The organism is Bdellovibrio bacteriovorus (genome assembly GCF_001592745.1).
Classification (GTDB): Bacteria; Bdellovibrionota; Bdellovibrionia; order Bdellovibrionales; family Bdellovibrionaceae; genus Bdellovibrio; species Bdellovibrio bacteriovorus_B.
On sequence record NZ_LUKD01000001.1, the window covers coordinates 1,572,206 to 1,594,333 of the forward strand.

21 protein-coding genes are annotated in these 22,128 nt (G+C 44.8%); 13 read left to right on the forward strand and 8 right to left on the reverse strand.

Annotated elements, in window-relative coordinates; genetic code table 11:
• Nucleotides 1-6: 6 nt before the first annotated feature.
• The 5 genes from AZI87_RS07590 to AZI87_RS07610 form a co-directional block, all read right to left on the reverse strand.
• Complete coding sequence (locus AZI87_RS07590) at nt 7-1,491, reverse strand: HAMP domain-containing methyl-accepting chemotaxis protein (protein WP_063205942.1); 1,485 nt, start codon at nt 1,489-1,491, stop codon at nt 7-9.
• A gap of 274 nt (nt 1,492-1,765) precedes the next feature.
• Nucleotides 1,766-2,284 carry a hypoxanthine phosphoribosyltransferase gene (gene hpt, locus AZI87_RS07595; RefSeq protein WP_063205944.1) on the reverse strand — a complete coding sequence of 173 codons (519 nt, stop codon included), beginning with the start codon at nt 2,282-2,284 and terminating at the stop codon, nt 1,766-1,768.
• A 12-nt stretch (nt 2,285-2,296) separates the two neighbouring features.
• Nucleotides 2,297-3,019 carry a tetratricopeptide repeat protein gene (locus AZI87_RS07600; RefSeq protein ID WP_063205946.1) on the reverse strand — a complete coding sequence of 241 codons (723 nt, stop codon included), beginning with the start codon at nt 3,017-3,019 and terminating at the stop codon, nt 2,297-2,299.
• Nucleotides 3,019-3,759, reverse strand: a complete 741-nt coding sequence (locus AZI87_RS07605) for an outer membrane protein assembly factor BamD (protein WP_063205948.1) — start codon at nt 3,757-3,759, stop codon at nt 3,019-3,021. The genes AZI87_RS07600 and AZI87_RS07605 overlap by 1 nt, the downstream gene beginning before the upstream one ends.
• A 34-nt stretch (nt 3,760-3,793) precedes the next feature.
• Complete coding sequence (locus tag AZI87_RS07610) at nt 3,794-4,579, reverse strand: tetratricopeptide repeat protein (protein WP_063205950.1); 786 nt, start codon at nt 4,577-4,579, stop codon at nt 3,794-3,796.
• Between the two features lie 136 nt (nt 4,580-4,715).
• Here AZI87_RS07610 and AZI87_RS07615 point away from each other — a divergent pair, with 136 nt between their 5' ends.
• The 6 genes from AZI87_RS07615 to AZI87_RS07640 all read left to right on the forward strand — a co-directional run bounded on the left by AZI87_RS07615 (nt 4,716) and on the right by AZI87_RS07640 (nt 12,934).
• Nucleotides 4,716-6,092, forward strand: a complete 1,377-nt coding sequence (locus tag AZI87_RS07615; RefSeq protein ID WP_063205952.1) for an aminotransferase class III-fold pyridoxal phosphate-dependent enzyme — start codon at nt 4,716-4,718, stop codon at nt 6,090-6,092.
• Complete coding sequence (locus AZI87_RS07620; protein WP_063205954.1) at nt 6,093-7,439, forward strand: M20 family metallopeptidase; 1,347 nt, start codon at nt 6,093-6,095, stop codon at nt 7,437-7,439.
• The gene (locus AZI87_RS07625; protein WP_063205956.1) at nt 7,436-8,464 is read left to right on the forward strand and encodes an arginine N-succinyltransferase; all 1,029 of its coding nucleotides are present in this window, start codon (nt 7,436-7,438) and stop codon (nt 8,462-8,464) included. The genes AZI87_RS07620 and AZI87_RS07625 overlap by 4 nt, the downstream gene beginning before the upstream one ends.
• A 2-nt stretch (nt 8,465-8,466) precedes the next feature.
• The gene (locus tag AZI87_RS07630) at nt 8,467-9,984 is read left to right on the forward strand and encodes a succinylglutamate-semialdehyde dehydrogenase (RefSeq protein WP_063205959.1); all 1,518 of its coding nucleotides are present in this window, start codon (nt 8,467-8,469) and stop codon (nt 9,982-9,984) included.
• Nucleotides 9,984-11,066 (forward strand): endolytic transglycosylase MltG, encoded by a 1,083-nt coding sequence (gene mltG / locus AZI87_RS07635; RefSeq protein ID WP_063205961.1) that lies wholly within the window; start codon nt 9,984-9,986, stop codon nt 11,064-11,066. The genes AZI87_RS07630 and mltG overlap by 1 nt, the downstream gene beginning before the upstream one ends.
• 86 nt (nt 11,067-11,152) lie before the next feature.
• Entirely contained in the window at nt 11,153-12,934 is a 1,782-nt protein-coding gene (locus AZI87_RS07640) for a response regulator (RefSeq protein WP_063205962.1), read from the forward strand.
• On the opposite strand, the gene AZI87_RS07645 is transcribed toward AZI87_RS07640, so the two are convergent.
• Nucleotides 12,935-13,429 (reverse strand): hypothetical protein, encoded by a 495-nt coding sequence (locus tag AZI87_RS07645; RefSeq protein ID WP_063205964.1) that lies wholly within the window; start codon nt 13,427-13,429, stop codon nt 12,935-12,937.
• A gap of 90 nt (nt 13,430-13,519) precedes the next feature.
• Between AZI87_RS07645 and lysC the strand changes: the two genes are divergently transcribed.
• The 7 genes from lysC (at nt 13,520) to AZI87_RS07680 (ending at nt 20,896) form a co-directional block, all read left to right on the forward strand.
• Nucleotides 13,520-14,902, forward strand: a complete 1,383-nt coding sequence (lysC, locus tag AZI87_RS07650; RefSeq protein ID WP_063205966.1) for a lysine-sensitive aspartokinase 3 — start codon at nt 13,520-13,522, stop codon at nt 14,900-14,902.
• Nucleotides 14,902-15,501 (forward strand): nitroreductase family protein, encoded by a 600-nt coding sequence (locus AZI87_RS07655; RefSeq protein WP_063205967.1) that lies wholly within the window; start codon nt 14,902-14,904, stop codon nt 15,499-15,501. Before lysC ends, AZI87_RS07655 begins: the two co-directional genes overlap by 1 nt.
• A gap of 131 nt (nt 15,502-15,632) precedes the next feature.
• Entirely contained in the window at nt 15,633-15,998 is a 366-nt protein-coding gene (locus AZI87_RS07660) for a hypothetical protein (RefSeq protein WP_063205969.1), read from the forward strand.
• 169 nt (nt 15,999-16,167) lie between these two features.
• The gene (gene dusB, locus AZI87_RS07665; protein WP_063205971.1) at nt 16,168-17,181 is read left to right on the forward strand and encodes a tRNA dihydrouridine synthase DusB; all 1,014 of its coding nucleotides are present in this window, start codon (nt 16,168-16,170) and stop codon (nt 17,179-17,181) included.
• Between the two features lie 186 nt (nt 17,182-17,367).
• Nucleotides 17,368-19,182, forward strand: coding sequence for a translational GTPase TypA (typA, locus tag AZI87_RS07670; RefSeq protein WP_063205973.1), 1,815 nt, complete (start codon nt 17,368-17,370; stop codon nt 19,180-19,182).
• Nucleotides 19,182-20,108: an ABC transporter ATP-binding protein gene (locus AZI87_RS07675; RefSeq protein WP_063205975.1), complete on the forward strand. Its 927-nt coding sequence runs from the start codon at nt 19,182-19,184 to the stop codon at nt 20,106-20,108. Before typA ends, AZI87_RS07675 begins: the two co-directional genes overlap by 1 nt.
• Nucleotides 20,108-20,896 carry an ABC transporter permease gene (locus AZI87_RS07680; protein WP_063205977.1) on the forward strand — a complete coding sequence of 263 codons (789 nt, stop codon included), beginning with the start codon at nt 20,108-20,110 and terminating at the stop codon, nt 20,894-20,896. Before AZI87_RS07675 ends, AZI87_RS07680 begins: the two co-directional genes overlap by 1 nt.
• Here AZI87_RS07680 and AZI87_RS07685 read toward each other — a convergent pair whose 3' ends face one another.
• Nucleotides 20,897-21,304 (reverse strand): DUF523 domain-containing protein, encoded by a 408-nt coding sequence (locus tag AZI87_RS07685; RefSeq protein ID WP_063205978.1) that lies wholly within the window; start codon nt 21,302-21,304, stop codon nt 20,897-20,899.
• A complete protein-coding gene (gene mtgA, locus AZI87_RS07690) occupies nt 21,301-22,125 on the reverse strand; it encodes a monofunctional biosynthetic peptidoglycan transglycosylase (RefSeq protein WP_063205980.1) in 825 nt (274 codons plus the stop codon). The genes AZI87_RS07685 and mtgA overlap by 4 nt, the downstream gene beginning before the upstream one ends.
• Between the last annotated feature and the right edge of the window lie 3 nt (nt 22,126-22,128).

The window sequence follows — 22,128 nt, forward strand, 5'->3', positions numbered from 1 at the left end:
TTTAAATTACGCCGCAGAAGAATCTTTTTCTTCCGCGTCTTTATTTGCTTCTTGTTCTTCTTTTTTATTTTTTCCGACTAAAACGTGCAGGTCCTTCATCATGCGATGCAGTTCTTCGGATTGTTTCTGCATTTCTTCCGAAGAGGTCGACACGGTACTCATGGATGTCGCCACGGCCTGAATGCTGCGATCAATCTGCGAAAGCGCTTTATTCATTTGTTCAATGCCCTGAGACTGCTCGTGAGATCCCTGTGCGACGGTTTGAATAAGGTCAGCAACTTTGTGTGAATTTTCAACTATGGCGTTTAATGACTCTTCACTTTGCGCGGCTAGATTGACGCCGGTTTTACTTTTCGTTGTGGCGTCTTCGATAAGGCCACCGATTTCTTTGGCCGCTCCGGCACTTTTTTGCGCTAAGGCGCGAACGGCATCAGCCACCACAGCAAAACCTTTTCCTTGTTCACCCGCGCGAGCGGCTTCTACAGCGGCATTCAACGCAAGAAGATTTGTTTGAAAAGCGATGTCATCAATCAGCGTTAGAATTTCGCCAATTTTAGAAGAGCTTTTGGAGATTTCGCTCATGACTTTGATCAGCTCTTGAATTTTCAACTGTCCTTGATGGACTGTGCCTTCACCCTCTTTAGAAATTTCAGCGGCTTGATTTGAGTTTAAGGAATTCTGGCGAACCGTTGCCGTCAGCTCTTCCATCGAAGCGACAATTTCTTCGAGTGAAGCGGCAGTCGATGTGGAGTTAGAAGAAATCTGTTCACTCGATTGAACGAGTTCGGTCGCACGACTGCGAATAGTTTCAGAACTTGTTTCTAATCCAATGGCCACATTCTTCAATGAAGATTGAACTTTGCGGATATTCCAGATACTTGCACTAGCTCCAAGAAGAATAGAGATAGAAACAATAGCAATCAGGGCAATCATCGTGACCTTGAAGTTCTTTGCAACATTTTCTGTATCCTGAACCCCAATCATGTAGCTGTCGTCAGAAAGCTTTTTAAGCGCATCGTAGGCTTGAGAAAACGCTTTTTGAGAACTGCTTGTCAGAATTTTTTCTGCTTTGGATGCGTCTTCTTTATCAACCGCCTCTTTAAACTTTTCGCTCTCAAGTTGGTACTCGTCCCATGCAGTCAAAAAGACATCGTAAGATTTTCGAAGGCCATCCGTCGTCAATAAAGGATCTAATACTTTCGAGTAGATCGTAATGTTCCCTAAAAGACTGTCCATCTCTTCAAGGAGGATTTTTCGTTCATCTGTGCTTTGGGTCGCCAAAAGATTAAACTCTAGTTTGCGGTAGTTAACGAGATTCAAGTTAATATCTGCGGACTTGCTGACAGCGGGAAGCCAGATTTCCCCGATTTCGCTAGTGACCTTGTTTTGGTAGCGCAGGCGATCTAAGGAAAGAATGTTTGTAACCAGCGCGATCAGGATCAAAAGACCCGTAACAAACAGGAATCGACCCTTTAAAGAAATGTGGTTCATGGAAAAAACCTCCGATTTCTATTTCGGAGGCTCAAAAGAAATAAGAAGTCCTAAGGACAAAAAATGAGCCTTCCGAGGACGAATGCGAGGGTAAGTTGGCTTATAATAACTAAAATTTGTTTATTTTTTAGACCTTCGTTGGGGTGTCCCTATTGACGAAGGTCTTAAGACTCATTAGATTGGCTTTAAGGGAGATCTTCAGCATGCCAAAACAACTTGTGTTCCTTTATGCCTTTTGCGTCGTAATCTTGTTTCTAGTAAACGTCGCAGTTTCTTAGTTCTTCATTGTATAGATATCTGGATAATTTCTTCCGACTTCTTCGGAATCCATTCCGTATCCAACAACGTAACGATCATCAATAGTTCTGCCGATGTAATCGGCTTTAATCGGCAATTCACGGCGTGCTGGCTTATCTAAAAGAGTCACGATTTTCAAAGAGGCTGGAGCTGAAGCAAACAAGCGGCTTCTTAAGAAGCTTAAAGTACGGCCTGTATCAATAATCTCTTCGACGATCAAAACGTGTTTGCCTGCGATATTTACTGAAATGTCTTTGACGATTTTAATCGCGCCACCTTTTTCAACAGCTTGCACGTGAACGAAGTCCACTTGTTGAGGAAGGTCAACTTTACGCATTAAATCCGCTGTGAAATGGATAGAACCACGAAGAGGACAGATAAAAACCACATCCTTTCCATCGTAATCGCTTTCGATTTGTTCAGCTAAGCTTTCAACAATCTCTGCAATTTCGTCGCTAGTAAGGAAGGGAACCATCTGTTCTTTTAGTTGTGCCATTTCATGCCTCGGTTACAAATCAATTGAAGTAATGCCAGCTGCTTGCGCCATTTTCAAATAGCGTAAGGCTTCGGGGTGTTGTGGGTCCCGAATAAGAATATTCTCCCATTGTTCAGTGGCTTCAGCAATATTGTTTGAGTTGTAATATATAGCACCGAGCTTTAGGCGAGCTGGAATTAAGTGCGGATACTCACGAATCAACGCTTTTAAGTCCTTAATCGCGCGATCGTGTTGTCCCAATTGCACGTGAACCTCTGCGATGCGCATAGTAACTTCGGCTTTTCTGCTAGAAAGTTTCTGCGCCTTAAGCAGTTGTTCAAGAGCTTCGTTATAACGTTTGTACTGATAATAAAGATCCGCAAGCTCCTCATGCTTAGAGGCAAGCTTTTCATCGACGAATGGATCTTGTTTGCCGGATTTCTTTTCTAGTTGCACTTGGGCGTCTAGGAAAACCTGTTTTCCTTCGTCGTACTTACCTAAATCATTCAGAATAATGGAAAGACCTACGCTGGCATCGGTGTAAGTCGGATCGATTTCCAAAGCGCGTTTAAAGGTTTTAATCGCTTTGCTGAACTGACCTTTATCGTAAAAGATTGTCGCCAGCATTTGGTAAACTTCGGGATTGCGAGTGTTTTGCAAAAGCATCTGATTCAAAATGGGCTCAGCCATTTTGTAATTCCCGTTGATGAAGTATCCACGGGCTTCAGAAAGCATATCGTCGTGAAGAGCATTCATCACTCGATCTCCTTCGTAGCAGCTTTAAATTCTTTGCTGTCAGGGAAGTCTTTCGCTAACAGCTCTTGGTATTTTTTAGCGCGAGCGGAATCACCAATTTTCGCAGCACAAATGGCAGCGCGAGAAAGGGCTTTCGCATCAAAACCCAAATTGCGGTAGTTGTTGTAAAGCCCTTCGTAACGAGGAAGAGCGCTGTCGAAGATCTTACGTTTGAAGTAAAAATCTGCGATGTATTCTTCTTTTTCTGCTAGCATTTTAATCGCAGCGCTGCGCTTTTCTTTGGCTTCAGTCACGTACTGAGAGTTTGGATATTTCTTAATGACTTCCGATAGATTGAGAATCGCATCATTTGCCAGAGTTAAATCGCGATCAATCGTGGTTGGCAGCTGATTGTAGTAACTCATCCCGATGCGGAATTGAACGTAATCAGATTGGGGAGCTGTCGGATGAAGCTCTTTGAACATTTGATATGCGACTTGAGATTCAGCGTAAGATTCTTGTTTGAAGTAAACATCGGCAATTGCAAGTTCCGCCTTTGTCGCGAAATTGCTGTACGGAAATTTGTTTTTTACTTCTGTGTAACGACGAATCGCTTCTTCATAGCGTTCACTTTCGTCGTATTCTTGCGCGATTGCGAAAGCTCCGTCTGGAGTGTCGGAGTTTTTCTCAGTAGTTGAACAGCCCGAAACAAGAAGTCCCAAAGCCGCGACGATAGTTATGACTCGGAGCGTTTTTAGCATAGAAGTAAATCATATTAAGGTCCAGGTCCTGCTGTCAACGCGTCATCAGCACAGAGGCTTTTTTAACCCATCCGGTAAGAGATCCTGGGTAAGTAATTTGCACCCAGTCTCCTTGAGTTTGGTGAGCGACGACTTCCATTCCGCCAAAGAGCTCAAGAATAGCCACCTGATTGTCCCCAGGTGCTGTCTGCAAAGACACCTTTTCTTCAATGATCGTCCCTCGTAAAATCGTGGAATCATAGACTTTCAGCGCCAAAAGCCCTGTAAATATCACAAAGCTCAGCGTTAGAAGTGTACTGACCATCGGAAATCCCGGAGCTGACGTTTCTTCCTGCATCGCTTTTCTTCGACGCCCGCCATAAGAAATCAGTGTCCATCCCGCGGCAAAAAACGTGAGCGCGGATAAAATCAAATAGGCAGAAAGAGGAACGGGTTGAATCAACTTCGTGCGCACCGATTCATACGTTTCGATTTGGCGAGGAACTTCGCGCACTCCCAGTTGTGACAGAACAAATTTGAGACTTGCTTCCGCCGTCGATAATTCAGGATCCGAAGTCAGAGCTTTGCGCAGAAGGCCGACCGCCAGAGGTTTTTTTCCCAATTGAAACTCCGCGAGCGCTAAATTCGTCAATACGACGGCGTTATTGGGATCTTGGTCCAGTGCTTGTGTGAATGACTCGCGCGCTTTTGCATAATCTTTTGCAAGATATGCTTGAGTGCCTTGCTTAAATAGCTCTGCAGAAGTTGCCGTCTGCGCCATACATAGAGCGGGCAAAATGAGTGACAGAAAGAACACAGAGAGAGATTTCAGTTTCGACATAGCCCTCTAAGTTTACAGATAAAAGTCTTTCCGTGTCTACCACGTGTCTTGTCTTAGTCTGGGCCCGGGAGTATCCTAATTGGGCATTTCAATAACAAAGGACAGTCTGACAGGGCAGGCCGTCGCGAAAGGTATTATGAGTTCTCTTGTAGGTCATCAAATACAACAATCCGAAAAAGTGAAAACCATGGTTCAAGATCTTGTGAACGAAGTCACAAAGTTGAACTCTCAATTGTCTGGCATCCGTGCGCCGATGGACGAATTTAAAGGTGCGGGAAAACAAAAAATCGATCTTGCTGGTCAATTCCGTGGTCGCCCTTTGCACTATCCATACATGGGCACAGGTGCGGGACGTGGACCTTACGTAGAGCTTGAAGATGGAAGCGTGAAACTGGATTTGATCAACGGCATCGGTATTCACTTGATGGGTCACGCAAATCCTCGCGTGATGGCAGCAGCCGTGCGCGGTTCTCTTGCCGATATTTTGACTCAAGGAAATCTTCAGCCAAATAACGAATATCGTTTGTTCACAGAAAAAATCGTGAAACTCGCAAGCAAAAAAAGCCGCATGAAGTATGCTTGGATTGCAACATGCGGAACGATGGCGAATGAAAATGCTTTGAAGCTTTCTCGTCAAAAAAATTCTCCAGCAAGATTCGTGATGGGATTTAAAGATGCTTTCGCGGGTCGTTCAACTATGATGGCCGAAGTGACAGACAACCCGGCTTACAAGCAGGGTCTTCCTGAATACAACGAAGTTTTGCGTGTGCCTTTCTATGACAAGCGTGATCCACGTTCAGGTGAAAAAGCTTTGAACGTGATGAAAGAGCACGTGGCAAAACATGAAGGCAATATTTCTGTTTTCGGTTTTGAGCCGATGTTGGGTGAAGGTGGTTATCAAGCCGCGCCCCGTGAATTCTTCGTTCCACTTTTAGACTTCTGCAAATCAAAAAACATCGCGATCTGGGCGGATGAAGTCCAAACTTTCACTCGCACGGGTGAATACTTTGCGTTTGAAACTTTGGATATCGGTCAGTACATCGACATCTGTACGATTGCTAAGACCGCGCAAATCGGCGCCACAATTTACACTGAAGAATACAATCCAAAACCAGGATTGATCGCAGGAACATTCTCTGGCTCGACTCCATCACTTTGTGCAGGCATGGAGATGCTTGATATGTTGGGTGAAGGTTATGTCGGTCCGGATGGACGTATTAATCAAATTCACCGTCGTTTCATCGATGGTATCAACCGTCTAAATGAAACTACTTGCAAAGGTATCGCACAAGATGCAGGCGGTATGGGTTTGATGGTCGCTTTCACTCCACTTGATGGAAAAAAAGAAACTGTGAACGCATTCTTGAATAAACTTTATGCCAACGGCGTGATTGCTTTCCCTTGTGGTAAAGATCCTGTTCGCGCTCGTTTCTTGATTCCAGCGATCATCCAAGACGCCGACATTGATATCGCGTTGAAAGTGATCGAAAAGACTTTGCTTGAAGGAGTCTAGTTGGATTTCATCGAAGCTTGCCGCCAACTGATAGCTATTGATAGCACGCCTACTCACGGCAATAGAGATATTGCGAAGTGGGTGGCGGCTTTTTGTCGGCAAAAAGGGTTGCACGTCGAGGAGCAAGAGGAAATCGTCGGCGACCTGCTTCAGGTGAATGTAATCGCTCGCCCGGTGGCCGAGAGACCTGATGCTGAGTTCTTATTGCAAACGCATTTAGACACAGTGGATCCCGGTCCTTTTTCTTTATGGACGGAAACTGGAGCTAATCCTTTTGATGCACACATCATTGAAGGCAAGATTCACGGTTTAGGTGCAGCGGATGTAAAGTTAGATTTTCTTTGTAAGCTCGAAGCGATGGCGGCTTTCGTGAATCAAAAGAGCTGGCGCTTACCTCCGGTGCTTGTCGGGACTTTCGGTGAAGAGTCTGGCATGCAGGGGGCCCTTAAGTTGATTCGTAAAAACAAAATTGCCGCAAAAATGGCACTGATCGGTGAGCCTAGTGATTTGAAAGTGATCAACGCAGCAAAAGGCTACGCGAGTGTTGAAATTCGCATACCGTTTTCTGATGAAGAGATGCACTATCGCCATGAACACAACTTGCGAGAAAGTACTTCGACTCAATCCAAACTCTTCCGTGGAAAGGCGGCGCACTCTTCCACGCCTCACTTAGGTGAAAGTGCGATTGCAAAAATGTTGGAATATCTAATGATGCTTCCGGATTCTGTGAACATCATGGAGATGGATGGTGGAAACAACTTTAACACTATCCCAAGCCATGCCTTTTTAGAAATCGATATGCTGACGCAGATTAAAAATCCGATCTCGAAGAAGGTTTCTAACATTTATCGCGCGGTCAAAGAGCTGGAATTAGAGTTCTTGGATTACAAAGATAATGATTTTCATCCAAGCACTCCCACTTTGAATATTGGCTTGATAAGAACAAATGAAGACGACGTTCAGATTTCAGGAACGTGTCGTATTCCACCTATTATCTCGCATGAGATCTATGAAGGTTGGATGGATCGTTTGCGTCGCGTGTGTGAAATGAATGGCGCAAGTTTCCGTGTGAATGATTATAAAAAACCTTTTCGTACAGAGATTAATTCTATCTTGGTGAAGGGGTGTCTTGATGAACTTCGAGCGATGGGTTTAAGTGACCGACCTATCACGCAGGCTTCGACAAACGAGGCCAGTATTTTTTCGCGTATCGGAGTAGAGTGCGTGTGCTTTGGTCCCGGAATCAGGGAAGGCAATGTGCATACCACTCAGGAACACGTGGCTTTAGAGGATTTAGATAAAGCCATTACTTTCTATAAAAGGGTCATCGAAAGGTTTTGCGTATGAGTTTTATAATCCGACCCGTTCAGTATGATGACTTAAGTCAGCTCGTCGATTTGGCGAAGCAGTTTAATTTGCTTAACCTGCCCGGAGACAAAAAAGTTATCAGCGAAAAGATTGAGCGCAGCGAAGAATCCTTTGCGGGAAAACTTCCCAAGCACAAGACGGAATATATTTTCGTCGTTGAAGATGTGGAAGAGAAGTTGGTTGTCGGAAGTTCTTTAGTAATCGCGAAACACGGTACAGAAGAAGTTCCTCATAGCTTTTTTAAAATCTTTAAGCGTGATCACTTTTCTCAAGATCTTGGTATCGGCTTTATCCATCAAGTTTTGCGCTTTCAATTGGACTTTGACGGCCCAACAGAAATCGGAGGACTTCTTGTCGATAAAACCTATCGTCGTCGTCCCGAAAAACTTGGAAAGCAAATCAGTCTTTCGCGCTTTTTGTATATGGGCCTTCACCGCGATAAATTTGAAGATCGTGTCTTGTGTGAGCTGACTCCGCCATTGACCGATGAAGGGCGTAGTGAATTCTGGGAAGCGTTAGGCCGCAGGTTTACGGGACTACCGTACCAAGAGGCGGATCTCCTAAGTCAGTCTCACAAAGAGTTTATCGAAAGTCTTTTTCCGCAAGACGATATTTACTTGGCTCTTCTGGATGCGAAAGCTCGTTTAGTTTTAGGTCGCGTGGGCGAAGCGACGAAGCCCGCGCAACATCTTTTAGAAAGTATCGGCTTTAATTATTTAGACGAAGTTGATCCATTTGATGGCGGACCTCATTACGGCGCCAACACGGAAGATATTTTGCCAATTAAATACGGCAAGCGTTTGAAGGTCGCTGAATTTAAAGACGCCGCTTATAAGGAACAAAATCTTGTGGCGGCAACAGGTGAAGAATTCAAAGCCTGCCTGGCTTCCGTAGATATTCGTGGCCAGGAAATCGGAATTGCACCGATCTCAAGACAGCTCTTAGGCGTTGAGATTGGCGAAGAAGTTTATGTAGCTCCATTTAATTACAACAGAGGGAAATAAAAATGAACACCACCCTATTTGACGTTAAATACAAAGGTGATTTTATCAACAACCGTTTCGTTCCTGTGACGAAAGGGGATGGAGAGTTTAAAGACATCAGTCCTTCGGACCTGAATGACCTTGTTATGACTGTGCCGTTTAAGCATGACCATATTGACGAAGCCTGTGTGGCGGCGAAGAAAGCTTATCCGGGCTGGGCGACGTTGCCAATGAATGAGAGAAAAAGCTACTTGATGCGATTGAAAGAACTTTTCGATGCGCATGCAGAGCAAATGGCGCAAATCATTTCTCGCGACACGGGTAAACCTTCTTGGGAGGCGATGACTGAAGCGAAAGCTCTCGGCGCAAAAATCGATATCACTCTTAACCACTCACTAGCGCTGATCGCGGACGAAAGAATTCCCAATGCCCTTCCCCAAGTGGAGGGTGTGATTCGTCACCGTTCTCGTGGTGTGATGGCAGTCGTGGGGCCTTTCAACTTCCCTGCGCATTTGCCGAATGGTCACATTATCCCAGCTTTGATTGCTGGAAACACGGTGGTCTTTAAGCCTTCAGAACAAACTCCGGCCGTGGGTCAATTCATGGCTGAAATTTTTGAAAAAGCGCAATTCCCTCCCGGGGTTTTCAATTTAGTTCAAGGTGATGGAGCTTCGGGCGGCCGCTTGGTCGCGAATGAGCACGTCGATGGAATCTTATTCACGGGCTCTTACGAAGTAGGACTTAAAATCAAGCAAGAGACTTTGACTCACTATTGGAAGATTTTAGCTCTTGAAATGGGTGGTAAGAATGCCACGGTTGTGTGGGAAGATGCAGATTTAGACAAGGCTGTTTACGAAAGCCTTGTGGGCGCCTATATGACAGCAGGTCAACGCTGCTCTTGCACGAGCCGAATCATTCTTCATCCAAAAATTGCTGAAGAGTTTACGGAAAGATTCTATCAAGCTGCGAAAAAGCTGACGATCGGTCACTGGAAAGAAAACACTTTCATGGGTCCGCTTATCAATGCAGCGGCGGTTGAAAAATACATCCGCTTCCAAGAAATTGCGAATCGTGAAAATGCAGAAAGCTTGATGCGCGGTAAGTTGTTGGATCTCAAACATAAAGGTTACTATGTGACTCCAAGTATTCACTTGGTGAAGAAGTTTGATGCCAACAGCGTTTATCAAAAAAGTGAAATCTTCGGCCCGAATGTCGCAATCTATCAAACGGATGACTGGAATCACGCAATGGAAATTGTGAATTCGATCGGCTACGGTTTGGTGATGGCGCTCTTTTCGAAAGACAAAGCTCTTTATGAAGATGCTCTTTTCAAAGCGCGCGTGGGCTTGTTGAATTGGAATCGTACAACAAACGGTGCAAGTTCTCGTTTGCCATTTGGTGGTTTTGGAAAATCTGGCAATGACCGTCCTTCGGCGCATTTTGCAATTCAATATTGCACAATGCCGGTGGCAAGTCTTGAGGACCCAACTGCATTTGATCCGACAAAAGTTTTGCCGGGCATGAATTTGGATATGAAATAATGAAAAAAACTATTTTGGTTTTTAGTTTGGCTATTGTGGCTTTGCTTATCGCTGTGGGCGGAGGCTTGGCTTATGTTAGCTATAATTTCTTAAACACGCCTCCTTCCACGACAGCTTCAGATGTGGTGTATGAGGTAACTCCGGGATCAGGTTTTAACACCATCGCGGCAGATTTAGAAAGAAAAGGCATTGTTCGCAACGGTTTCTTCTTTTCAGTATATGCCCGTTTTAAAGGTGATCGCTCCAAGCTCAAAGTGGGCGAATACCTTTTAAGAACAGACATGTTACCAGCCGAAGTCCTTGCAACAATCACCTCTGGAAAGAGCATCGCGCGGAGTTTTACGGTTAGCGAAGGCCTTAGCATTTACGAAATCGCTGATCTTTATGAGAAACAAGGATTCGGTACAGCGACTGAGTTTTTGGGATTGGTGAGAGACCCGGCTTTTGTGAAAAGTCTTTTAGGAGAGAATCAAGAAACACTTGAAGGTTATCTTTTTCCTGAGACTTACATGTTAACGAAATACACGGATGCTCGTGCTCTGATCACGAACATGGTGAAGCGCTTTTTATACGTCTATGAAGAAGTTCTAGCGCAAGCGACTGTCATGGGTTGGAAGCGCCATCAGGTAGTCACTTTAGCAAGTATCATTGAAAAAGAAACGGGCGCTCCTGAAGAACGTTCATTGATATCGTCCGTCTTTCACAACCGTTTGATGAAAAAAATGCGTTTGCAAACGGACCCCACAGTGATCTACGGAAAAGCCGAGCGCACCGGAAAAATTGAAATCAACATCACACGCGCGGATTTGACGACGCCGACTCGATACAACACCTATGTGATCTACGGGCTTCCGCCAGGTCCTATTGCGAATCCGGGAAGAGAAGCTTTATTGGCTGCACTGAGACCCGAGACGAGTGACTACCTCTTTTTCGTCAGTCAGAACGACGGAACTCATGTATTTTCTTCTGACTACAAAGGACACTCTGCGGCCGTTCAAAAATTTCAGCTCGACCGTAAAGCACGCGAAGGTAAGTCCTGGAGAGATTTGAAAAAACGCGAACTTACTCCAGCCAAAAACTAGTTTTCGTTTCTTAGGATTTCGCAACCGTAATGAAGCATTGCCTTACGCAGTTTGACCAGTCTGCGTAGGGCCTGTATCTCTTGTACATGTCGGATAATTCTAATCACGGCTCTCTGGAACTGGAAGTTCGCCGTATAGATCTTCTTTACAAACAAAATATCGCCGGAATGCTGGCAATATTTTTTAACACCGTAGCTTTTGCGACGGTGACGTGGGGATCGCTTTCACCGACATTCATCGTTATCTGGTTTTCGGTTCTAAATCTTTCAGCACTCGCGCGTTTTTTTGCCTATTATCGTTGGAATAGCGCTCGGAATTCCATTCGCAGTTTCGAAGAAACTCGTCCATGGCTCTATTTCATGTTCACATCACTGTTTATTTCAGGATGTGGGTGGGGAGCTATCGGCTTAGTTTCCCACACAGGAACTTTGCAGCAGCAAGTTTTAACTGCGCTCTTGGTGTCGTGTATGGTGGCTGGAGCTCTTGTCACCTACGTATCATCGCGATTGGCGATGGCCTGCGTGATAGTCCCTGCCATGCTTTTATGGGGAACGGGAACTTTCATTTCCGGGGCCGAGTTTTCAATGTTGATGGGGACTTTAATTATTCTTTATTCAGGTCTTTTGGTTCTGATTGGTAAAAACCTGAACCTTGCCGTAATGAAGTCTTTGTCACTGGATGTGCTTCGCAAAGAAAGAGATCTGCATGAAGCGGCCAATAGAGCAAAATCAGTTTTTCTTGCCAATGCCAGCCACGAAATTCGCACACCACTTTCAGCCATCTTAGGGTTTTCTGAAGCCCTGTTAAGAAGTGAAACTTTAAGCGAGCAGAATCGTCACGACGTGCAGGCGATTCATCGTCAAAGTAATTACATGGTTTCGCTTGTAAATGATCTTTTAGATTTATCAAAAATTGAAACCAACCGCCTTTATATTCAAAAAGCGCCGATGTCGCCGATTCGTGAAATCGATGAGTCTTTGTCAGTGATTCGCCCCGTGGCGGCAGAAAAAAAGGTGAAGGTTGAAGTTAAATATCTGAGCCTTGTTCCAGAAAGCATCATGGCCGATTCAGTGCGCTTTCGTCAGGTCCTTATCAATCTTCTGACGAACGCGGTGAAGTTTACCTCTCAGGGCTCGGTTGAAGTTTTGGTGAATTTTACTAGCGACATTCATCACCAGGGAACTTTAAGTATCACAGTCAGCGACACCGGTCTTGGAATGGACAAGCTGACTCAGCAAAATCTTTTTCAGCCTTTTGTGCGTGGGGAACACCCGGATGTGCAAAGGGTTCAAGGTTCGGGTTTAGGATTAGCACTTTCATTAAGTCTGATGAAGATGATGGGGGGAGATTTGCGCCTAGTGTCCTCCGCGCTTGGGCATGGAAGTACTTTTGAAATGTCGATGAAGCTTGGAAATTCGCAAGAACTTCGTTTGATTAAGCCTGAGCATCCTAAAATGATTTTTCAGGAAAAGATTAAAGTCGCCAAAGAGGCTGAATTCCTTAAAGGGCGTCGTGTTCTAGTGGTGGATGACTCTGTGGATTTACGAGTCTTAATGAAAAGATTCTTAAGTCGCTCGGGAGCTGAAGTGGAAACCGCAGAAAATGGCGCGCAGGCGGTTGAATATGCCTTAGATAAAGCCTTTGATGTCATTCTTATGGATATAAAAATGCCGGTCATGGATGGTTATCGAGCAACCTCTTTACTTCGCGAAAAAGGCTATCGTCACCCAATCGTCGCATTGACGGCGCAGGCCAGTGTCGATGGACAACAAAAATCGTATGAGCTCGGCTTTGACGGTTATTTGAGTAAACCCGTTGATATGAATCTGCTGAGTGAAATTCTTCGCCGCTCAGAAACGATCAACTGATTACTTTGCTTCGAAACCTTCCGGAGCCGTCACTCGATCAAAAGATTTTGTCACGGGATTGAAACGGAAAATGTTTAGACGTGGCACCATTTGATCGTCGTAGGTCGGTGCTACGATCTCTAGGCTTCCATCTTTATCGACGTCTGTTAACGCCAGATTCGTCGCATTTCCCTTAAATAAGAAATACCCATCGCGGTTTTCAAATAACGGCAGCTTCGCAAGAAGAACCATTTCTCCGCCTTCATTTTGGGAGAACACTTCCACACTTAAAGAGTTTTTACTCTGAATTTTTAAAACCGTGACCCTAGGACCTTCAGAGGAAAGTGATCCGCTCACTTTCGCAACGACGTTTCGCTCGGAAGAAAGAAAGGCATCTTTCACTTTATTGCGGAGGGATGGCACTACGGCGACGGTCACTAGAGCCATTGCTACCAGGGCCAAAACGGCCATCAGCACGAGTTCTTTGTTTTTGAATGTGGTATCAGAGGAAGTCATCTTTAAAGTCTGCCATAAAAGTCATTGAATGAAGAAGCAGAAAAGGAATAAGATTCTACTGGTTTCCAGGCCTTTGACCGAGGAGTTAATGTGGCACAGTTGATTGTTTCTAAATTTGGTGGAACTTCAATGGGAGATGCGGAGTGCATGCTTCGTAGTGCGGAAGTCAGCTTTCGCCAAGGTTCCAGTCTTGTAGCGGTATCAGCAACCTCTGGCACAACAAATGATCTGATTGCATTGGGTAAAAATGCCGAGTCTCAGGCGTGGGCGGAGGCGGAAAAAATCCTTTCCAAAATCCAAGATAAGCATATCAAGATCGCCAAAGACCTGAAGATTTCCGAAGGCTCTCAGAAGAAACTAGAAACTCTTTTTGAAGAAATGAACTCCATCGCTAAAGGGGTTCATTTGCTGCGCGATTGTTCCGTGAAAGCTATGGATACTTTAATGAGCTTGGGTGAAAGAATGTCATCGGTGCTTTTCACGGAAGCCATGGGCCAAGTACTAAAAAAACATTCTTCTTTGAAGACGGCAGAACTGTTTGATGTCCGCCAGGTTTTACGCACAGATGACTCTTTCGGGAAGGCTAAGCCTATCACGACGGAAGTAGCCGCTCTTTGCCAAAAGCATCTGGGATTTTTGCGTCAAGGCCAAAAAGTCATCGTCACTCAAGGTTACATTGGTATGACTGAAGAAGGTGTTACAACGACTTTAGGTCGCGGTGGTAGTGACTATTCAGCGGCGATTCTTGCTGAAGGTGTTTCGGCCGACGTTTTAGAAATCTGGACGGATGTAGCTGGTATCGCGACAACGGATCCGCGCATTTGCCCGAAAGCAAAGCCCATCAGTGAAATTTCCTTTAAAGAAGCTTCAGAGCTTGCGACGTTCGGAGCTAAAGTTCTGCATCCTGCAACTCTTTTGCCGGCAATCCGTAAAAATATTCCTGTCTTTGTTGGATCCAGCTTCGATCCCGAAGCACGTGGCACGTGGGTTCGCAAAGATGTGAATGACCTTCCATTGATTCGCGCGATGGCTCTCAGAAAAAAACAAGTCTTAGTGACTTTATCCACGCCGGAAATGTTGCACGCGCATGGTTTCTTGTTTCAGATTTTTAAAATTTTCAATGATCATAAAGTCAGTATCGATGCGATCACGACATCTGAAATTTCCGTCAGTGTGACTCTGGATGATTCGACTCTTTTGAATAAAAAATTGATTGCAGACCTTTCACAAATTGCAGACGTGCAGGTCGAAGAGAACCTAACTTTAGTGTCTTTAATTGGAAACAACATCAATCATACTCCAGGCCTAGGTAAAACCATTTTTGATGCAATTTCAGATATTAACGTACGCATGATTTGTCTCGGTGCAAGTAAACACAACTTCTGCTTCTTGGTGAACGAAGAGCAAAGTACAGACGCCATTCGTCGTTTGCACGAGACATTTATTGAAGCTGGAACAGAAGAGATGGCGTAATGAACAAAGAAGAGTTTTATCAATTACTAGAATCCCGCAAGTCGATCCGTAAATATAAAACGGATGAAGTGCCTAAAGAGATCATCGAAAAAATTCTGATGGCTGGAATGCAGGCGCCTTCAGGAAAAAACCGGCAAAACTGGCGCTTCTTTGTCGTCACTGGAAAGAAGCGTGACGAGTATTTATCTTATTCCCAAAAATCCTGGTTGGGCATTAAAGACATCCTTTCACAAAGACTGAAACCTTCATTGTATCAGTTCACGGAAAGATTCTTTTATACCTTAGGCGATGCTCCGGTGATTATCTTTGCTTATTCCCACAACGATTCGGAAGAGCGCTACCACACAAGCATCGGCTCTGTGTACATGGCTGTGGAAAACATGAATCTAGCGTGTTTGGTCGAGGGCTTAGGTTCTTGCACTATGGGTGCACCCCTAGAAATCAAAGACGATGTGGATAAGTTTTTAGGTGTGGATAAACTTCCGGAATACCAACGAGGGGAACTTGAGCTTCTTTGTGCGATGGTGTGTGGGTATCCTGATCATAATCCTCCGAAAGCGCCACGCCAGCTTGAAGGCCGTGTGACCTGGTTAGAATAAAGAGATAACCAGTGCTTGATCTGTACTGGTTTTAGACAGTCCTTCCTTTTTTTCCATTACAGAAATGAATAGGGAAAAGTAAAAAACCTTCGCTTATCTTGTGCGCTCTTAAAAATAAATTAGGAGAACGTATGAAGAAGCTAATGTTTGTTATGCTTTCGGTATTTCTGGGAACAACGGCATCTGCACGTAGTATTATTCCGACTCCCACTTTCGAAGAAGCAACGATCAATGTGTGCCCGAAAGGTATCGTTGGTTGTGCTCACACTATCAATCTTGATGGCAAAAAATTTGCGATGGCGATTGATGAAGATTCTCGCGATGCTGAGCAATCCATCAATGCTTTGATTGGCGCAAACCAATTCCACAAGATTCGCAAAACGCAACCTTTCACAGTTCGGGGCTATTTCATCGAAAAAGGTGTTTTCCCGAACCCAACGGTGAAAAGAACGGTGTTTGTGATTCTTGAGGTCTCAAACGTAATTAGTCCCAAATAGTTCAACTCCCCCAAAGATGAACGGAAGGCCTCTTACGAGGCCTTTTCTTTTTCCGCCACCATTGCCAGATCCAATACATTCGTTATGAACGCCTAAGCCCATGAAATAAGGTCATTTTTTAAAAACTCCAGTATCCTTTTCATTACGATTTTGCTATATCCGTCGACCTATGAATCCAGTTCAAGCCCTTAAGACGAACCCGTTTGTTCTTGCCCCTATGGCAGGGATTACGGATCACGCCTTCCGTACTTTCATGAAAAAACTTGATACCAGTGTTGTCGTCACCGAACTGGTGAGCGCTAACGGCATTGAATACAAGTCCGAGCGTACGATGAAGTTGATGAGTTTTGATGAGTCGCAAAGACCTATCGGAATTCAACTTTTCGGAGAAGAACCAGAAGTCATCGCTCGTGCGGCTCAAGTAGCCGAAGCAGAAGGGTGTGACTTTGTTGACTTGAACTTCGGTTGTCCAGTACCGAAAGTAGTTAAAAAAGGCGCGGGTTCCGCGATGCTAAAGGATCCGGTTCAGCTGCAAAAAGTTTTGTCTGCAGTAAAATCCGCGATCAAGATTCCTTTGACGATTAAAATCCGTACGGGATGGGATGCGAACACTCGTAATGCCATCGAGGTTTGCAACATCGCTTATAACGAAGGCATTGAGTGGGTGGCCATTCATGGTCGCACTCGCGCCCAAGGTTATTCTGGTTTAGCTGATTGGGATTTTATCACCGAGGTGAAAAACCAAGCGAAGCTTCCTATCCTGGGAAATGGAGACATTCTCACACCTCGTCAAGCCAACCTAAGACTAGAACAGTCGGGCTGTGACGGCGTTATGATCGGTCGCGGTTGCCTTAAAAATCCATTTATTTTCATGGATGCGCTTTCAATGTGGCGCGGGGAACCAGTTAAGAACGTCAAACGTGACTTTGTTAGCTTATTCCAGGGTCTGGAACGTGAGATTGTGGCGCATTGTGATGCTCATATCACAGGTATTCAATTGAGAAAGTTTGCAGCTTGGTTCTCAACAGGTTATCCTGGGGCGGCACAGTTCAGAAAGAATCTTTTCCAATCCAAAAGCAACGAAGAGATCATGACTTTGGCGAACGAATTCTTCGCAGGCATCGGTGAGACCGAACAAGAAGATCAAAGCCAAGACGAGTTCTTGATGGGCGGCCACGGCTAGACCGTGTCCTTTCGCTCGGACAGTCCTCGCTCGTGCTGTATGGGATTGGCTTCGCGGGTGTTAGTTGCCTCGCTGTGGAACTCGCTGCAGGACACGGTCTAACCGTGGCTGCACATAAAGAATCTGGCATTGAGTTTTTATTTTAAGAAAGTGTTTTGAAGTTTTAAGAAAAAACGAAGGGTAAATATGGTTCAAGATCCAAAGAAAATTAGAAATATTGCTATCATCGCGCACGTCGACCACGGAAAGACGACGCTTGTTGACCACTTGATTAAACAAGCAGGTACTTTCCGTGACAACGAACACGTTGAAGAACGTTTGATGGACTCCATGGATCTTGAAAGAGAGCGCGGAATCACGATCGCAGCAAAGAATGCTTCGTTCATGTACAAAGACATCAAAGTTAATATCGTAGATACACCGGGACATAGTGACTTCGGTGGTGAAGTTGAGCGTATCTTGAACATGGTGGATGGTTGTATCCTTCTTTGCGACGCCTCCGAAGGTCCACTTCCACAAACTCGTTTCGTATTGAAAAAAGCTCTTGAGGGCGGCAAAAAAGTTATCGTTTGTATCAACAAAATTGACCGTGCCGATGCTCGTATTCAAGAAGTTCACAACGAACTTTTCGATTTGTTCATCGACTTAGATGCAACAGAAGAGCAATGTGACTTCCACACTGTTTACGCTATTGCGCGTGAAGGTATGGCGACTCTAGATCCAAAAGTGAACACAGGTTCTTTGGAAGTTCTTTACGATGCTATCGTAAATCTAGTTCCTCCTCCAAAAATTGAAGAGAACGCTCCACTTCAAGTTATGGTTTCTAATATTTCATACAATGACTACGTAGGTCGTTTGGCGATCGGTCGTATGAGAGCGGGAACAATCAAAGTGGGTGATGACGTTCTTTGTGTTCAAGCGAACACTCAAAAGAAAGTGAAAGTTTCAGCGTTATTCCAGTACAAAGTGAACTCGCAAGTTCCAGCGCAAGAAGTTGGCGCAGGTGACATCGTAGTTATCGCGGGTATGGAAGATTTCACTATCGGTGACACTATCACTTCGGTTACGGATCCTCGCCCGCTTGAGCGTATCCGCGTAGAAGAGCCGACAGTAGGTATGGTGTTCTCGGTGAACAACGGACCTTTTGCAGGTTTGGATGGTAAAAACGTAACTTCTCGTAAAATCCTTGAGCGTCTTGAAAGAGAGCTTTTGTATAACGTTGCAATCCGCGTAGAAAAAACAGACAGCACTGACGCGTTCAAAGTTGTTGGTCGTGGTGAATTGCAATTGGGCGTTTTGATCGAACAAATGCGCCGTGAAAACTTCGAGCTTCTAGTATCTAAGCCAACAGTTGTCTTCAAAGAAGAAAACGGCAAGAAAATGGAGCCAATGGAGATCGCGGTTATCGATATCGAAGACAGCTTCGTAGGTGCGGTAACGGAAAAACTTGGTAAACGTAAAGGTGTGATGACGAACATGGTTCAAAAAGGATCTGGTCGTACACGTCTTGAGTTCCGTATTCCTTCTCGTGGTTTGATCGGTTACCGTTCAGACTTCTTGACTGACACTCGTGGTACAGGTCTTTTGAATACACAGTTCGACGGTTGGGATGAATACCGTGGTGAAATCGAACACCGTATGAACGGTGCGATGATTTCTGACCGCAAAGGCCAAGCAACTGCCTACGCGATCTGGAATCTTCAAGAGCGCGGTATCATGATGGTTGAGCACGGTGATGATGTGTACGAAGGCATGATCGTCGGCGAGCACGCTAAAGAGAATGATCTAGAAGTAAACATCACTCGCGAGAAAAAATTGACGAACGTACGTGCTTCAGGTTCTGATGAAGCTATCCGTCTAGTTCCAGTTAAGAAAATGACTTTGGAAAGAGCGATGGAATGGATTAAGGATTCAGAGTTGATCGAGGTCACTCCGAAGAACATCCGTCTTCGTTTGAAAGAACTAGACCCACACAAACGTGCAAGAGCAGCGAAGGAATAATGAGTACAAACGTCGCCATTGAGATCAAAGATTTAACCAAAAAATACGACGATAAAGTCGCTGTCGATGGAATAAATCTGGAGATTTACAAAGGCGAATGTTTCGGTCTCTTAGGTCCTAACGGGGCGGGCAAGTCTACAACCATGAAAATGATGTATTGCTCGGCCCTCGTTACCAGCGGGGAGCTTTACGTTCTCGGCCTGAATGTTAAAAAGAATTATCGCGAAATCAAAAATCGCATCGGGGTCGTCCCGCAAGAGGACGGCCTAGACCCTGACTTCACCGTCCTTGAAAATCTTCTGGTCTACGCTAGCTATCATAAAATCCCAAAAGCGGAAGCCGAGCTTCGTGCACAAGCCTTGTTGCGTCTGATGAAGCTTGAAGAATACCAAGACCGTTCCGTGGAAACCTTAAGTGGTGGTATGAAACGTCGTCTGGCGATCGCGCGTGGTCTTATCAATTCTCCTGAAGTTATCTTCCTGGATGAACCGACAACGGGTCTTGATCCCCAGGCACGTATCTGGATTTGGGATTTCTTTAAGCATCTTAAGTCCGAAAAAAGCACTTTGATTTTAACGACTCACTATATGGAAGAAGCCGAACAGATGTGTGACCGTGTCGCCATCATCGATAACGGCCGTATTCTGACGATTGGTAAACCTCGCGATTTGATTCGTGAGCTGATTGGAAAAGAAGTTGTTGAATTTGATACAAATCCTGTCGACCTGAATTACTACCTGGGTCGTTTGCGCGCCGAAGGTTTTGCATATCAAGTTATTAAAGACACTGTCTCTGTCTTGGTGAAAGAGAATCAAGAAGGTCGTCGTGTCGTGGATCTTATTGCGAGCGATAAGATCTTTATCCGTAAGCCCACTTTAAACGATGTATTCTTAAAACTTGCCGGCCATCAACTGAGGGACGAGTAATGAAGTTTAAAGAATATTTGACGATGCCGAAGGTGAATAGCGGAGCCTTTCAAGTATGGTCTCGTAACTTTCTGTATTTCAAAAAGACATGGCTGGTTTCGTTTTTCTGGATTGTTCTTGAGCCGGTGATTTATCTGGGAGCGATGGGTTTTGGCTTGGGTGCCTTTGTGAACAACATGGGCGGCATGTCTTATATCGAATTCTTCTTTCCGGCACTTCTAGCTACGACCGCGATGCTTGTTGCCTTCTTCGAGGGAACTTACGCTAACTATTCTAAGCTCACTCACCAGAAAACTTATGCGACGATCATGTTAACTCGTGTGGGACCTGAAGAAATTGTTGCCGGTGAACTTTTATGGGCTGCCACCAAAGGTGTGTTCGGTGTTTTGGGTGTAACCCTGGTCGCGATGTTCTTTGGTTTGATTGATACCTATCGCATTATCTTTGCACTACCTGTTTTATTTTTACTGTCGGGATTGTTTTCATGCATCGGAATGATTTTAACTTCTTATGCAAGAAACTATGACTCGTTCATTTATGCGACATCAGGACTGATTGTTCCGATGAGCTTATTAAGTGGCACTTATTTTCCGTTAGATCAGTTGCCGACGGTTCTTCGCTATATCGCTTATCTTTTCCCGCTGACCCATGGGGTGGCAGCTGTCAGAGCTATTTTGCATCAGGGTTTAGGCGTATGGGTTTTCGTGCATATCTTGATCCTTATCCTTGCGACTTGGATCTGCATGAATATTTCGTTTGTACGTATTCGCAAAAAACTTTTGAAATAATCAGTCAACGGGAGTGATTTTTATGCCGTGCTTTTTTAATAGCTCGGCAAAAACACCGTCGCCGTCTTTAAGATTTCCAGAAAAAGTTCCGTCGTAGATTTTTCCAAACCCACACATCGGGGATTTGGATTTAAGTAAAGCTTCGGTGGCTCCGCAAAGTTGTGCAAGCCGAAGCGCCTCTAGAGCGCCCTGCTCATACTGGGCTGTGACGTCGGCACCAGAATTGGTAAGAACCTTGTCGCCGATTCTTTCTGCCGGAGGGCGGGGAGTAGAAAGTCCACCCAGCTGTTCAGGACAAACCGGAATAGCTTCACCATTTTTGACCATCTCTTCGATGGAAGAGCGTGTTTGGGCTTTGCAATCATAGCGACAATGGACTCCGGATAGGCAGGCTGAAACAATCTTCATTGCACAACCTCTTCTTCTTCCTGAAGCTCTGCATTTTCCAATTCTTCCAGAGTGGGAATTTCTTCAACAGCAGCATTAAGCTCTTCTGGCGGTGGTTCCGGCTGGAAGAAGTAGGAAAGCTGATAAGTGGCAGCGTCGTATTCTTCTTGATTGATGCGATGATATTGAAACATGTTGTCGATAATAGTAGTCAGACGGCGTTTCGCGAAGGAGGTGAGCTCTTTACGATAGTAAGACTGAGAATACTTTACCGGATTTGGCAGAACCATGGCCAGGAAAGCGCTCTCCACGATATTGAGCTCTGATGGAGATTTCTTAAAGTAATATTTTGCGGCTGCTTTAACGCCATAGATATTTTTACCAAACTCGACGACGTTCAGATATCTTTCTAATATTTCTTTTTTAGTTAGTGTGCTTTCAATGCGATCTGTGATCAGCGCCTCAAGACCTTTGCGGATAAAGGTACGGTCTTTTGAAAGAAACATATTTTTAGCAAGCTGCTGGGTGATTGTCGATCCGCCCCTTTTAAAGACGCCTGCTTCCCAACCTTCACGCGCATTTTTCTCGATGGCGATCCAATCAAAACCTTTATGATTATAAAAGTCTGAGTCCTCGGTCAGGATGATCGCTTTTTGTAAGTACGGAGATATTTGTTTTAAGGGAACATAGTTTTTAGATGTAGGGCAGAGATCTACCTGATACATCTTAGTGACCATACAGCCACGAATGTCTTCTGGTTTGGGAAGCCAGTTCCAAAGGTAGCTCGTCGCTACCGCCATCAAAGATACTGCTCCCAGAATAAAAAAGAATGCGCTCTTCATTAA